A 15,353-nucleotide genomic window follows, 5' to 3' on the forward strand; every position below is an offset into this window, starting at 1 on the left:
GTAATAAAGAACGAACGTAAAGCTAAAGGAGGATTTTCAAATGGCAAACAAACCTTATGTAGTAGTGGAATGGAACGACACAGAGACAGATGCAAAAGGATGGATGTGTGCATATAACTTTGTAGGGCATTACTGTGGCGGCGGTACAAGAATGCATCCTACAGTAACCAAGGAAGAAGTTATCCGTCTTGCAACAACCATGGGATATAAATATAAAGCCTGTGAATCTCTGACAACTGGCGGATGTAAAGCCGGTATCGCTTATGATTACAAGGCTCCGGATGCTGAGGATGTTCTTCGCAGATTCCTCACAGCTACAGCTCCTTATATTAAAGCTGGTGTTTCCATTGGCGGCGACCTTGGTGTTGATTATTCTGTAGTTCTTCGTATTCTTGATGATCTGGGAATCGGAATTCCTCAGACAAAGGCTATGAAAGAAGATCCGGATATTCATCAGGGCATCTTAAACCATGACAGAGCAGAGAAAGAGCTTACCTACGATGGATTCAAGATGTATGACATGATCACCGGTTACGGTGTTGCGGCAGCAGCAGATGAAGCCTGGAAGCTTAAAGGCGGAAAGGAAGGCGCCTCCGTTGTTATCCAGGGATTTGGATGTGTTGGTGCCAGCTGTGTAAACTCTCTGAATAAGATGGGATATAAAGTTGTTGGTATCGCAGATGTAAATGGACTTGTTTATTGCAAAGATGGCCTTGATATTCCGAAACTGGTAGCAACCAGACTTCCGAAGGGTGAATTAAATAAAGAAGCTTTTGAAGATAATTATGAAGTACTTCCGAACTCCGAATGGCTCAGCCAGGAATGTGATATCCTCATTCCGGCAGCTCTGGAAGATGTTATCAATAAAGATAACGCAGATAAGATCAAAGCATCTCTTATCGTAGAGGCAGCCAATATTCCGACAACACCGGAAGCAGATGAGATCCTTCGCAGGAAAGGCATCGACGTAGCCGTAGACTTCATCTCCAACCTTGGTGGAATCCGTATTTACGAGGCAGTTATCTTCCGTATTGTTAAGATTGAGAACATGAGCGATGAAGATGCAGCTGCAGCGATCGTAAAAGATACCGTAGATCTGATCCGCAAACAGACAAAAGTTGTATTTGAAGAATCCGCGAAGACAGGCGAGTTCACAAGAGATGTAGCAAGAAGACTGTTTACTCCTGACAAATCCGACACACCGGATATGTGATGGATGAATAACTGATAAAGTACCAGTATTGAGAACCGATTAAGGGGATGCCCCGTGATGGGGCATCCTTTTTTCAAAGAAGACAGGGTCAGGGGGTTTGTATGAATTCGAAATTAAGAAAGTATCTTACCATTATTGCGCTGGGGCTTGCAGGCGGCTCGATCTACTTTTTACCATATATAAAGTATGTATTTTATGATGCGCAGATTTCAACTATGGGAATCACCAATACACAGTCAGGACTTATGCTGACAATGTATACAATCGGAAATATGATCTTGTATATTCCAGGAGGTATCATTGCGGATAAGGTATCACCGAAGAAGGCACTGGTAATCTCACTTCTCAGTACAACGGCGCTGGCATATATTTATGCGTTTTCTATGAATTTTGCAGTAGCCATGGTGATTTGGCTGGGACTGTCCTTCAGTACTGCATTTGTATTCTGGTCCTCTCTGATGAAAGCAATCCGTATTATCGGAACAGAAGAAGAACAGGGATTTATGTACGGACTGTATTATGCATGTAATGGTATCACAGGTGCCCTGACCAATACTTTCGCATTAAATGTATACAAAACAGCAGGCAATGATATGTCATCCGGTTTTGTACGCGCCGTAATAAGCGGTGGAAGTGTTGCGGCAGTTGCAGGTATCCTTCTTATTTTCCTTATGAAAGAGGACAAAAAAGACGCATCCGCAGCAGATGACGGAGAACCGAAGTTCCAGCTCTCAGATCTGGGTAAACTTTTAAAGATGCCGGTTGTATGGGTGGTTGCCCTTACGATTTTCTGTGGATATGGATATTACACAAGTACTTCTTATTTTAATCCGTTCCTTACAGAAGTGATCGGAGTATCCCCGGAAAGTTCCGGCCTGATTTCCATTATCAGAAATTATCTTCTGCTTCTGCTTGCACCGGTAGGTGGAATCCTTGCGGATAAAGTGTTCAAATCAACCTGTAAATGGCTGATGACAGCATTTTTGATCCTAGCAGCGCTGTTTGGTATTGTAATGATCCTTCCATCGGATATCAGTCCAATGGCAGCAAGCCTTTACACACTGATCCCGGGTGCATTTGCAATGATGATGTACGGCGTTGTATTCTCCACAGTCAGTGAGGCGGGAATCCCGAGAATGATGACGGGAACTACAATAGGAATTGCTTCAATCATTGGTTACCTGCCAGATTCCATTTATTCCGTTATTTTTGGAAAATGGATGGATCAGCACGGAGCAGCGGGATATAACTATATTTTTACATTCCTGATGATAACAGGTATTATCGGTGCGGTACTGGCTTTCACTATTTACCGTCTTGGAAAGAAAAACAGAGAACAGGCTATATAGAGAGGGTTCGATTATGGGAAAAGAAAATAAAGAAAAATTATATATGAATCCAAAGAGATGCAAGGGCTGCGGATATTGTATCAACGCATGTCCACAGGATGCACTCAGTGTATCCGATTTTGTAAATGAAAAAGGTTACAATACAGTTCAGGTAGATGAAACGAAATGTGTGGCATGTGGTATGTGTTACCGTGTATGTCCGGATTATGTATTCGAAATAAGATGAAGGAGGTCAGTTATGGCTAAGGTATTGTTAAAAGGAAATGAAGCACTGGCCGAAGCTGCACTGGCAGCAGGATGCCGTTTTTACAGTGGATATCCGATCACCCCGCAGACAGAGATCCTGGAGTATTTATCCTGGAGAATGGAAGATGTAGGCGGAACTTTTATTCAGGCTGAATCCGAGCTTGCAGGTATCAACATGGTTCTTGGAGCAGCGGCAGCCGGGGCACGTGCACTGACAACTTCATCAGGCCCTGGATTTTCCCTGAAACAGGAAGGAATTTCATACCTTGTAGCAGCAGACCTTCCGGCAGTTATCGTTGATGTAATGAGAATCGGAACCGGTCTTGGCGATATCGCACAGGGTCAGGGAGACTACTGGCAGCTTACCAGAGGCGGCGGCCACGGCGATTACCACACACTGGTTCTTGCGCCGGCATCCGTTCAGGAAAATGCAGATATGATGGCAGAAGCATTTGATCTTGCTGAGAAATACCGTCATCCGGTACTGATCGCTTCTGACGCTGCGATCGGACAGATGATCGAAGCAGTGGAGATTCCGAAATTTATTGAGCACGATATCAATAAATATGACTGGACGATCAAAGGCTGTAAAAAAGGCGATGAGCAGAGAAAGATCCAGAATGTTTACTATACACATCCAGATTATGAAACTTACCTTTCCAATAAATATGCAGAGATGGAACAGAGAGAACAGAGATACGAATGCATTCAGGTTGAGGATGCAGAAGTTGTTCTGGTAGCATATGGAATCAGTTCCAGAGTCTGCAGAGAGGCGGTTGAGATCGCAAGAGAAGAAGGCTTTAAACTGGGCCTGATCCGTCCGATCACACTGTGGCCGTTTCCTGTGAAAGCTTTTGAACAGGCAAAAGAAGCAAAGGCATTTCTTACCGTAGAGATGAATATCCTCGGACAGATGGTAGACGATGTAAAACTTGCAACAGGCGGTAGATATCCGGTAGATCATTATGGATCGATCTTCGAAATTCCGGAATCTGACGGAATCATTGCAAAAGCAAAAGAAATGTTGAAAAAGGGGGAAGCATAACATGAGATTAGTAGCTCCTGAAACAATTACATTTACACAGAGCGGTTTCTGTCCGGGCTGTGGGCATGGACTGGCTGTCCGCCTGATCGCAGAAGTTATGGAAGAGATGGGTTTAAGTGAAAAACTCCTGGCAATCGTTGACGTTGCCTGTGGTTCTTTAAATATTGATTCCTGGAGATTTGATACCATTATGGCAGCACATGGACGTCCCATCGCAACGGCTGTCGGTGTAAAAAAGATCCGTCCGGAAAATCCGGTCATGGCATATATCGGTGATGGTGCGGCGTATTCCATCGGAATGGCTGAGACCATGCACACTGCAATCCGAAATGACAATGTGGTAACCATCGTTATCAATAACAGCCTCTACGGTATGACAGGTGGACAGTGCGCACCGACCTCTCTGCCAGGGCAGATCACAACCTCCACTCCGAGAGGAAAAGATCCGAAAAAAGCTGGAATGCCATTCCGTGTAGAACAGGCATTTACAGGATTTGATATTGCATACCTCGCAAGAGGCTCCATGGCAGATGCCAAAGGAATGATGCAATCCAAGAAATACATCAGAAAAGCTTTTGAAAAGCACATGAAAGGAGAAGGCTTCTGCCTTGTGGAACTTCTTTCTCCATGTCCGACAAACCTGAATATGACTCCGGTAAAGAGTGTGGAACGTATCAAAAACGAGATGATCAAATACTTCCCGCTGGGAGAGTTCAAGGATAAGAAAGAGGAGGCATAGATTATGGGAAAAGAAATTATTTGCGCGGGATTCGGCGGACAGGGTGTCCTCACTGCCGGTATGCTTCTGATAAATGCAGGAATGGAACAGGACAAAAACGTACTGTTTTATCCTTCCTATGGTTCCGAGATGCGTGGCGGTACCGCAAACTGTACAGTAAAAGTTAGCGAAAAGCTGATCGCCAGCCCGATCTCCAAACATCCGGATATTCTTTTTACCATGAATACCCCTGCCATTGACAAATTTGAAGAGAGATTAAAACCAGGCGGACTCCTTCTGGTAAATTCCTCTATTGTTCCGGAAGACCGTAAATACAGAGACGATATTAAAATTATAAAAATTCCTGCAACAGACATTGCGGCAGAAGTCAGAAATCCAAAAGGTGCGAACCTTGTCATGCTTGGAGCACTGGCTGCCAACAGCGACCTGTTCTCAGTAGAATATATGGAATCCGCTATCGTTTCTTTCTTTGAAAAAAAAGGAAAAGGCAAATACAATGAGAAAAATGTAGCTTGCTATCGAAGAGGAGTAGCCGGTAAATAAGATCAGGAGGTGACTGATATATGAATCTTACCAAGTTGTTAAAACCAAAATCAGTTGCTGTTATCGGCGCAAGTGAAAAAGAAGGTTTTGGTGGAGATGTATGCCGTAATACTCTCAGCTATGTAGAAGACATGAGCAGAGTATACTTTGTACATCCGAAAAGAGAAAGTGTATTTGGAGTTCCCTGCTATAAGAGTATTTCCGATATACCGGATACCATTGATATGATGGTGATCTGTACTTCACAGAAAACAGTCATTCCGCTTCTGAAAGAAGGAGCAGCCAAGGGTGTTGGCGGAGCCGTTGTTTTTGCCAGCGGATATGGCGAGATCGGAACAGATGAAGGCAGGAAAAATGAGGCGGAACTGATCGCAGCAGCAAAAGAACTGGACATTGCAGTCATGGGACCAAATTGTGCCGGATTTGTAAATTACATTGATAATGTGCAGGCTTTCGCTTTTATTTCTGCGAAGAGAGACCGAAAAGGAAGTGTTGGCGTTGTTTCACAGAGCGGCCAGCTGTGCCTTTCCATGATGGATGATCCCGGAATGCGTTTTTCCTACAGTATTTCAGCCGGAAACGGAAAGATTGTCCAGATGGAAGACTATATGGACTTCCTTGTAGAAGATGAAGATACAAAAGTTGTCAGTGTTTATATCGAGGGTGTAAAAAATGCGGCAAAATTTGCAGATGTTCTGAAAAAAGCAGCTGCGAAAAAGAAACCTGTAGTCATTCTCAAAGCAGGAAGAAGTGCCAAAGGCGGAGCAATCGCAGCTTCCCATACAGGAAGTCTCTCAGGTTCCGATGCATCCTTTGATGCAGTTCTGAAAAAATTCGGAGCGATCCGTGTGGATGATCTGGAAGAACTGATTGCCACTTCACTGATGCTTGCCACACTGAATCGTTATCCGAAGAAGGCTGTTTTTGCATCCATGAACCTTTCCGGAGGCGAGACCGGAATCTGTGCGGATGTAGGAAGTCTTAACGGAATCGAATATCCGGATTTTGCACCGGAAACTCTTGCAAAACTGAAAGAACAGCTTCCATCCTATGCATCTCCGAATAATCCGCTGGATATGACAGCCAGTCTTTCCTACGATGCAGATCTGTATGCAGAAGCATTGCGTACAGTCATGGATGATCCAAATATTGAGATGGTACTGATCGGCTATACTCTGCTTCTTGAAGTGGCAGATCCTGCGATTCACTATATGTATCAGGGAATTGAAAAAGTTGTACGGGAAAAAGGCAAGAACTGCAAACCGATTGCCATGATACCGTTTGCAGAAAACACCAGAAACCCGGAATACCAGGAAAAACTCTTCAAGATCGGAGTGCCGATTCTCCCTCCTCCGGTATATGCATTTAAGATTCTCCGTCATCTGGCTGATTTTATTTCCTATACTTCCGAAGGAAAAACACTGGAACTTTCTGCCGGAGCACCAGTTGGCAAGGAGACCTTTGCACTGTCTGAGCATGACAGCAAGATGGAACTTGCAGATTTTGGCGTAGATATTCCAAAAGAAGTCATTGCAAAAACAGTGGAAGAAGCAGCTGCGTTTGCAGAAAGTGCTGATTGCCCGCTGGCTATGAAAGTAGAATCCGCAGACATCCTGCATAAGAGTGATGTTGGCGGTGTAAAACTCAATATCCGTGGAAAAGAAGCAGCTGTAAAAGCTTATGAGGAGATCATGAATAATGTAACGGGTGCGAGACCGGATGCGAAGATCAACGGAATCCTTATGGTTCCCATGCTGAAACCTGGCGTGGAAATGATCATCGGAGTAAACAACGATCCACAGTTTGGTCCTATGATCATGGTAGGAATGGGCGGTGTGTTTGTAGAGGTATTTAAAGATGTGGCTTTATATCCGGCTCCACTGTGTGAAGAGGAAGCTCTGGATATGCTGAAATCACTGAAATCCTACAAACTCCTCAACGGCTACAGAGGAAACGCAAAATGCGATATTCCGGCATTGTGCAAAACCATCGCGGGAATCAGCAGATACGCCAACGCAAATAAAGATACTCTGAAAGAGCTGGATATCAATCCACTGTTTGTATATCCGGAAGGCGAAGGTGTAGGCGTTGCCGATGCACTGATCGTAAAACATGTAAAATAATTATGGAACAGGAAGAGGGGCATTCACAGTCAATGCCCTTCTTCACTCTGGATATGTATCAGAAGAAGCTATCGAGAGACAACCTGGATAATGAGGTAGAATTGGAAAGGTGAAGCCTATGATAGAATTTACAAATGTTTCGAAATCCTATAAAGATAAACTGATCCTGCGGGATATCAATATGACATTTTCTTCCGGGGAATTTGTTGCCATCATTGGTTCCAGCGGATGTGGAAAAACAACCCTTCTGAAAATGATAAACAAACTTCTCCCCATGGACCGGGGAGATATTATCATTGACGGAAAATCCATCCGCGAGATCCCCGATATCAAATTAAGAAGAGAAATCGGGTATGTGGTACAGGAAGGCGGACTGTTTCCACATTTTACAGTAAAAGAGAATCTTGAAATTGTTCCCCAGCTTGAGGGACTGGAACCGGAAAAACGGGAACAGCGGATCAATGAACTCCTGGATATGGTAAATCTTGATCCCAAGCTGTACAGCAACAGCTATCCATGTCAGCTTTCCGGCGGACAGCGCCAGAGAGTGGGAGTTGCCAGGGCATTTGCCACAGATTCTGATCTGATCCTGATGGATGAGCCTTTTTCAGCGTTGGACCCACTTACAAGAGAAGAACTGCAGGACGAGATCGTCAAGCTGCAGAAGGAATACCAGAAAACTATTGTATTTGTCACCCATGATATGGATGAGGCTATCAAATGTGCAGACAAGATCTGCTTTATACAGAACGGAACTGTCATACAGTTCGATAAGACAGAAGAGATCCTGAGGCATCCGGCCAATGATTATGTGGAAAAATTCGTAGGAAAGAACCGTTTGTGGGGAAATCCGAAATATATACATGCATCTGACATTATGTGCAAAGAACCATACACACTTTCCAAAGACAGAACTGTGATACAGGCGCTTCAGGTTATGCGCCAGAATGCGATCAACAGTATTTTTATCACAGAGGGAAAATCCAGGGGATTTCTGGGAATCGTCTGGCTGGAAGACTTAAGCAAACTGGATGTGCAGCATATGTCCGCAAGTATCGGGGATATGATCTCATCCGATTATGTATCTGTTTATGAAGAAAGCTCTCTTCAGGAGATCATCGACGAGATCGATTACTATAAATCCGGAATCATTCCGGTACTGAACGAGCGCAGGGAACTGAAGGGGGCACTGACCAAGAGTATCCTTCTTTCGACACTCAGCAAACGTTACAAAAAAGAACAGGAGGGGTGACAGGTGAATACTTTTCTTGAAGTTTTTATGCAGAGAAGAGAAGAGCTGGTCCAGCTTCTTCTGGAACATATTCAGATGACTTCGGCAGCAGTACTGATTTCCATATGCATCGGTATTCCTCTTGGAATTTTTGTAACAAAAAACAAAAAGGCTTCGTCTATTGTGATCGGAATTGCAAATATCATGCAGTCTATCCCAAGTATCGGCCTTCTGGCTTTTCTGGTTCCTGTGGTGGGAATCGGACAGAAGCCGGCCATTATCATGGTTATCATTTATGCCCTGCTTCCGATCATAAAAAATACATATATCGGCATCACCGGTATCCAGCAGTCGGCCATTGAATCAGCCAGCAGCATCGGCCTGACAAAATGGAGGATTTTGTACAAAATACAGATTCCCATCGCAATGCCTTATATTATGGCAGGTGTGCGTATTTCAGCAGTAACAGCTGTTGGAACCGTTACCATTGCTGCTTTTGCAGGTGCGGGAGGTCTGGGATGGCTGATCAATCTGGGCTTAAATGCCAATGATGCGGATCTGGTACTTCTTGGTGCACTGCCTGCCTGTCTTCTGGCCCTGGTGGTAGATTTTGTTCTCGGAAAAGTGGAGAATGCACTGACTCCGGAAGGCCTGAAACCGGTAGACCAGATCACAAACCGTACAAAAGCAGAACGGAAAAGACGAACAGTTATGGCGGTCTGTCTTCTTGTCCTGATCCTGGTAGTTCCATGTTTCGCTTCTGTATACAGTGTGTTCCAGAGAAAAGAAGAGAAAATCGTAATTGGCAGTGAGAACTTTACAGAAGCACTGATCCTGGGAAATATTTACAGCCAGCTGATCCAGGACCAGACAGATATCAAGGTTGAAGAGAAATTTAATCTTAACGGAACCATGATCACTATGTCCGCCATGGAGCGGGGAGATATCGACACATTTACCGATTACACAGGCGTGCTGATTTCCAACGTCCTGAAAGAAGAAATGTCTTCAGATTCGAAGGAAGTCTATGACAGAGTAAAAACAGGCATGGAAGAAAACTACAGCATGCAGGTATCCGATTCTCTGGGATTCAGTAATACCTATGTGTTTGCAGTCACTCCGGAGACAGCAGCGCAGTGTCATCTCACAAAGCTTTCCGAACTTCTGGCTCAGGCGGGCAGCCTGAAACTGGGCTGCACAACAGCATTTACCCAGCGTGAGGATCTTCTGCCCAAGCTAAAAAAAGAATTTCAGGTATCCTTTAAAGAAGTGAATGGTCTGGAAGGAAATATCCGTTATCAGGCACTCACATCTGGAAAAGTGGATGTGATCGATGCTTTTGAGACCGATGCCATACTGAAAAAGATGGATCTTGTGAAACTGGAAGATGATATCGAGTTTTTTCCGCCGTATCAGGCTGTGTCCATTACCAGGAATGAAACCCTGAAAAAATATCCGCAGCTTCAGGAAGTTATGGATATGATGGAAGGAGCTATCACCACAGAAGAGATGATGGATATGAATTACCAGGTAGATGTAGAGGGAAAAACTCCGAAAGAAACAGCTGTGGAATTTCTGAAAGAAAAAGGAATGATAGAATAAATTTTTAAGCGGTCTGAAATTAGGCCGCTTTTTTGGGAATATTTTGTGAAAATCGCACCTTGACATAAAGCCTTCCTCCGGGTGTATCATATGCAGTGTTAAAGGAGGTAGACTATTATGTTTGAGACATTACAGGAAAAGACAGAAGAGAAAGCAATGGTGCAGTTCCTTGAACGCTTTACAGATTATCCATTTCTGGTAAAGTTCAAGAATTCCGAGTATCATATCGGAGAGGGTGAACCTACATTTACGGTGAATTTTAAGAAAGCGATTCCTCTTGCAGATCTGATGAAAAGTACGTCCCTTGCGCTGGGCGAGGCGTATATGAGAGGGGATCTGGATATTGAGGGAAATCTTTATGAGGCACTGGATCATTTTCTGGGACAGATGGGGAAATTTTCTACCAATGAGTCTGCTCTGAAGAAGATCATGTTCAGCTCAACATCCAAGAAAAACCAGGAAAAGGAAGTAACCAGCCATTATGATATTGGCAATGATTTTTATAAATTATGGTTGGATGAGACGATGAGTTATTCCTGTGGATACTTTATTCATGAAGATGATACATTGTATCAGGCACAGGTAAATAAAGTTGATTATATTCTTAAGAAATTACATCTGGAAGAAGGCATGAGCCTTCTGGATATTGGCTGTGGCTGGGGTTTTCTGCTGATCGAGGCGGCGAAGAAGTATAAGATCCACGGTACCGGCATCACTTTAAGCCATGAGCAGTATGCGGAATTTCAGAGAAGGATCAAAGAGCAGGGACTGGAAGATTACCTTACCGTAGAGCTGATGGATTATCGTGATCTTCCCAAGAAAGAGTATCAGTTTGACCGTGTTGTCAGTGTTGGTATGCTGGAGCATGTTGGCCGTGACAATTATCAGCTGTTTCTTGATTGCGTGGAGAAAGTTCTGAAACCAGGTGGACTGTTCCTGCTTCATTTTATCAGTGCCCTGAAGGAGCACCCGGGTGATCCGTGGGTTAAGAAATATATTTTCCCGGGCGGAACCGTTCCGAGTTTACGTGAGATCCTGAACCATATGGCAGAGGATAATTTCCATACTCTGGATATCGAGAATCTCCGTCTGCATTACAATAAGACACTGCTTCACTGGGAAAAGAATTTCCGTGATAACATTGAAAAAGAGAAAACCATGTTTGACGAAGAATTTCTGCGTATGTGGGATCTCTACCTGTCTGCATGTGCGGCAACTTTCCATAATGGAATTATCGATCTTCATCAGATCCTTATGACAAAAGGAATCAACAACGATCTGCCAATGACACGGTGGTATTGATCTTCCCTTAAGCAAGATCAAAATCAGTATCCGAAAAATAACATATATGAATATAAAAACCTCCCGGAACAGTCAGCAGTTAAAAATGCTGTACTGTTCCGGGAGGTTTTTTATCATAACAGATTGCTTCGGAGAAATGAGAGACTGACATCATACCCCCGGTGCAAGGAGCAGCTTTTCAAAATCTTCCTCACACATAGGACGGTAATACAGGAATCCCTGGATCTCATCGCAGCCTTCTTTTTTCAGAAATTCGGCAATATCTTCTGTTTCCACACCTTCGCATACAATGGATTTTCCCATGCGTTTCAGCATATGGAAGACTTCCTGAAGAACGATCTTTGCATTTTCCGTAAGGGAATCGCCAAGGAATTTCCGATCGATCTTTACTTCATTGAACAGCAGATCTTTTAAGGTATTCAGGGAAGAATATCCGGAGCCGAAATCATCCATGGAAATCTGAATATTATGCTGCTTCAGGCCACGGATCACACGGTTGACGGCCTCGGTATTGTTTACATAGGTGGATTCCGTGATCTCAAAAGTAAGGCGTGAAGTGTCCACCTGATAGGTGCGGATCAGTTCGCAGATCTTTTTGACAAAATTTTCCGGTTCCTCAAAGTGCAGTGGAGAGACATTCAGGGAAATGCGAAAATCTGCCGGAAGCTGAATGGAAAATTTCTGAAGCCATCGGAAGGTTTTTTCATAAACATAATAATCCAGACTGATGATAAAACCATTCTGTTCAAATAATGGAATGTACACAGCCGGGGACCAGAGCGTTTTTTCGTCACGGAGCCAACGGACGAGGACTTCCGCACTGGAGATTTTTCCGTTGGTGGGAGATACTTTGGGCTGAAAATAAATCTGAAATTCTTCATTTTTCAGAGCCTGATGGAAGGAATGGAGAATTTCTGCCTGCATTTTTTCCTGCCGGTCAATTTCCCTTGAATAGATGCAGCAGGGCGGAATCATTTTTTTGGAGAGCCGCCTTGCCACATTTGCACAGGACAGTACGGTTTCCGGTGAGGTTTCGGCATCCGGGATAAAGCAGATTCCGGAGTTTGTGCGGAAGAAATTAACGTGGTAGGTATTGCGGATGCGCTGGCTGATCTGCTGATCAAGTTTTGCGATCTGGGACAGAAGCGCTTCACTGGTAAGGTCCGTAATATCTGCAATGCTGACAAATACATCGGAGAAAAAGCGGGTGGTAAGGATGGTAAAGGAAGCTCCTGCCAGCTCTTCATAGACAATATTCAGAATTTCGTCTCCAAGGGAATATCCGTATTTGTCATTGATGTAATGAAAATTTTCTATGTCTGTGGAGATCAGGGCGATGGAGAGGGAACTTCCGGTACTTTTCTGGATCTGCCGGATCTTTTCAGAAAGGGCTTCCGAAGAGATGGCAGGGATTACCGTATTGCGGGAATGGGTGGAAGGGGCAAGTTCCCGGATAGCAGCAATTTTCCTGCTGGCTTTGTCCTGGTACATTTTTTTGTCTGCGGCATTGATCAGATCTTCCATCATAAAATAGTGATTCTGGAAACTGACTTCATATCCGATGGCATAACTTAAAGGCAGTGTAGTTCTGGTGTTGTATTCCTGAACAAGGGAATCCAGTTTCTCTGCCATATGCTGAAGCTCGGAGAGGCTGGTGTTCTGCTGGATCAGGATGAACTCATCTCCGCCATAGCGGGCCAGAAAACTGTCAGAATCCAGGATCCGGGTGAGACAGTAGGTGAAGGTCTGGATAAATTCATCGCCTTTTTCATGTCCGTAAGTGTCATTGACATATTTCAGATTGTTCAGATCAAACATCATGACGCCAACGCCAAAAGTGCTTGGGCGGTTACTTAAGTCCTGAACCAGCTTTTCCAGGGATGTTTTGTTGTGGACACCGGTGATATCCCGAAATGCCTTTACGATAAGACGGGAGAGAAGTTCTCTCTGGATCAGGGAAAGCGCCAGGGTCACAACCAGAAGTGCCAGAGCTGCTTCCATAAGATGAAGTATGGGATAGTAGGATACTTCCGGATCCTGAAGAAATTTCAGAAGATAAAGATCCATAATCAACAGGATCACAAGCGCAAGCAGGGTGCCTTCGCAAAGATGAAGTACACTTTTTTCTTTTTTCATGGGTAAAATAAGTCTCCTTGTTTATTGATAAATAAAATTGAGCAGGCTTTTTCAGGCCTGCACGATGATCATTTTTGTAAAATCCTGACTGATACCGATTTTGCTTTCCTGTATGCGGACGATGTAAGAGCCGAGAAGGATTGATACGATCCGTACAGTTGCGCCTTCGATAAACCCCAGGGTTTCCAGATAATGGCGGTCCCCTTCATTCCCGCATATTTTCTGAATGATATAATCGGTGTTGATATCAGCTAAATTCAGTGGCATGATTCCTCCATAAAAAGCCGTATGTGAACAGTGAAAGCGGAAAGATATCCGCCAACATAAATTAGTTACAACTAACATTATAACGCGCAGAGATTTTGTGTCAATGGTTTTGGAAAAATAAGAAACATTTTGTCATACAGGACGACAGGTGAAGGTGTTTGTGTTATGATAAAAAAGCATAGAGAAGATCCAATGCAGATAAAAAATAAGTTTAGGAAGATAAGCGGGAATCCTCGGTAATTCAATTGCCGAGATGAAAGCGTAAACTGTGCATATCTGCACATTATAAGTAAAATATATTTATTTTTTTACTAAAAAATGCTGTATCCAGCTTTATTAAAAAAGAAAATATGTTCGGCATTTTATTGTGATATTCTTAATACTATGCTATACTATATGTATGAAGGAGAATCTTATACATTACCGCACTTGTGTGTGCAATATTAATTACCATATGGTATGGTCAGTGAAATACCGGCGGAAGATATTGAATGCGGAGATTGAAGCATATCTTCAGGAGCTGGTGCAGGAGATCGCAGCGGATAAAGGTTTTACCGTCCATTTGTTTGAATGTGGGGAAGGAGACCATGTGCACTGTTTTGTGTCTGCTCCTCCCAAATTATCCATAACTGCGATCGTGAAATATCTGAAAGGGATCACCGGCAGGAAATTATTCGAATGTTTTCCGGAAATAAGAGAACAGCTTTGGAAAGGAGAGCTGTGGAACCATTCCTATTATGTGGAAACGGTCGGGTCTGTGTCGGAAGAAAATATCCGCAGATATATTGAGCATCAGAGTAAAGCTTATTGAGATCATAGAGGTGGGAAATGCTGCTGTCAAAGAAAACATCCATAAAGGTCAGTCAGGAATATGCAAACGTCATCGGACATATGTGTTATGCGGCATCCAAGCTCTGGAATGTCTGTAATTACGAACGTCAGCATTACAAAGAAATGGGAATGGAGAAATACCCGGACTGGTATTATCAGAAAAAATCCCATAGAGAGGATCTGTGGTATAAACAGCTTCCATCTCAGACAGCCCAGGAAGTCTGCAAGCTGCTGGATAAAGCATGGAAATCTTTTTACGCCTTGAAAAGATCCGGAGGGATTGAGAATCCCAGACCACCGCGGTTTAAACAGGAAAGTATCCCCATTACCTATATGCAGATGGGAATTATACATGAATGGGACACAGAAAAAGTCCGTCTGTCCCTTCCAAAAGCATTAAAAAGATATATGGAAGAAACGTATCAGATCCATGAGAACTTTCTTTATCTTGAAAATAAGATTTTCAGGGGCATGGATCAGATCAAACAGTTGCGGATCTACCCACCGGAAAAAGGTGAATGTAAAGTTATTGTTGTTTATGAGATTTCAGAGAGGGAAGAACTTTCGCAGAATGGACACTATCTGTCAGTTGATCTGGGACTTCATAATCTTATGACATGCTATGATTCCGGGAATGGGAATACATTTATCCTGGGCAGAAGATATCTTGCATTGGAAAGATATTTTCATAAAGAGATTGCAAGGGTGCAGGCACAATGGTATGGA

General features: G+C 43.5%; 14 protein-coding genes. 12 read left to right on the forward strand and 2 right to left on the reverse strand.

The features are described from left to right. The first annotated feature begins 40 nt into the window (after positions 1–40). The 10 genes from G5B12_RS06175 (at position 41) to G5B12_RS06220 (ending at position 11,393) form a co-directional block, all read left to right on the forward strand. Entirely contained in the window at positions 41–1,213 is a 1,173-nt protein-coding gene (locus tag G5B12_RS06175; RefSeq protein WP_021975826.1) for a Glu/Leu/Phe/Val family dehydrogenase, read from the forward strand. 101 nt (positions 1,214–1,314) lie between these two features. Then, positions 1,315–2,562, forward strand: a complete 1,248-nt coding sequence (locus tag G5B12_RS06180) for an MFS transporter (protein WP_174087925.1) — start codon at positions 1,315–1,317, stop codon at positions 2,560–2,562. A gap of 13 nt (positions 2,563–2,575) precedes the next feature. Beyond that, the gene (locus tag G5B12_RS06185) at positions 2,576–2,788 is read left to right on the forward strand and encodes a 4Fe-4S binding protein (RefSeq protein WP_118061818.1); all 213 of its coding nucleotides are present in this window, start codon (positions 2,576–2,578) and stop codon (positions 2,786–2,788) included. 12 nt (positions 2,789–2,800) lie between these two features. Next, positions 2,801–3,853, forward strand: a complete 1,053-nt coding sequence (gene vorB / locus G5B12_RS06190) for a 3-methyl-2-oxobutanoate dehydrogenase subunit VorB (RefSeq protein WP_021975823.1) — start codon at positions 2,801–2,803, stop codon at positions 3,851–3,853. A 1-nt stretch (position 3,854) separates the two neighbouring features. Beyond that, on the forward strand, positions 3,855–4,592 hold the full coding sequence (locus G5B12_RS06195) for a thiamine pyrophosphate-dependent enzyme (protein WP_021975822.1): 738 nt from the start codon (positions 3,855–3,857) through the stop codon (positions 4,590–4,592). Between the two features lie 3 nt (positions 4,593–4,595). Beyond that, positions 4,596–5,135, forward strand: a complete 540-nt coding sequence (locus G5B12_RS06200; RefSeq protein WP_021975821.1) for a 2-oxoacid:acceptor oxidoreductase family protein — start codon at positions 4,596–4,598, stop codon at positions 5,133–5,135. A 20-nt stretch (positions 5,136–5,155) separates the two neighbouring features. After that, complete coding sequence (locus G5B12_RS06205) at positions 5,156–7,258, forward strand: acetate--CoA ligase family protein (RefSeq protein ID WP_021975820.1); 2,103 nt, start codon at positions 5,156–5,158, stop codon at positions 7,256–7,258. A gap of 118 nt (positions 7,259–7,376) precedes the next feature. Then, positions 7,377–8,510 (forward strand): ABC transporter ATP-binding protein, encoded by a 1,134-nt coding sequence (locus G5B12_RS06210; protein ID WP_021975819.1) that lies wholly within the window; start codon positions 7,377–7,379, stop codon positions 8,508–8,510. A 3-nt stretch (positions 8,511–8,513) separates the two neighbouring features. Next, positions 8,514–10,091 (forward strand): ABC transporter permease/substrate-binding protein, encoded by a 1,578-nt coding sequence (locus tag G5B12_RS06215; protein WP_202031870.1) that lies wholly within the window; start codon positions 8,514–8,516, stop codon positions 10,089–10,091. A 117-nt stretch (positions 10,092–10,208) separates the two neighbouring features. Continuing rightward, the gene (locus tag G5B12_RS06220; protein WP_021975817.1) at positions 10,209–11,393 is read left to right on the forward strand and encodes an SAM-dependent methyltransferase; all 1,185 of its coding nucleotides are present in this window, start codon (positions 10,209–10,211) and stop codon (positions 11,391–11,393) included. A gap of 150 nt (positions 11,394–11,543) precedes the next feature. On the opposite strand, the gene G5B12_RS06225 is transcribed toward G5B12_RS06220, so the two are convergent. Both G5B12_RS06225 and G5B12_RS06230 read right to left on the reverse strand, forming a co-directional pair. Then, positions 11,544–13,529: an EAL domain-containing protein gene (locus G5B12_RS06225; protein ID WP_021975816.1), complete on the reverse strand. Its 1,986-nt coding sequence runs from the start codon at positions 13,527–13,529 to the stop codon at positions 11,544–11,546. Between the two features lie 51 nt (positions 13,530–13,580). Further along, complete coding sequence (locus G5B12_RS06230; RefSeq protein WP_021975815.1) at positions 13,581–13,796, reverse strand: FeoA family protein; 216 nt, start codon at positions 13,794–13,796, stop codon at positions 13,581–13,583. 400 nt (positions 13,797–14,196) lie between these two features. Here G5B12_RS06230 and tnpA point away from each other — a divergent pair, with 400 nt between their 5' ends. Both tnpA and G5B12_RS06240 read left to right on the forward strand, forming a co-directional pair. Then, a complete protein-coding gene (gene tnpA, locus G5B12_RS06235; RefSeq protein ID WP_180214417.1) occupies positions 14,197–14,607 on the forward strand; it encodes an IS200/IS605 family transposase in 411 nt (136 codons plus the stop codon). 17 nt (positions 14,608–14,624) lie between these two features. Next, the coding region (locus G5B12_RS06240; protein ID WP_244096049.1) for an RNA-guided endonuclease InsQ/TnpB family protein at positions 14,625–15,353 on the forward strand (729 nt) is incomplete at its 3' end.

The organism is Blautia sp. MSK.20.85 (assembly GCF_013317245.1).
Classification (GTDB): Bacteria; Bacillota; Clostridia; order Lachnospirales; family Lachnospiraceae; genus Blautia_A.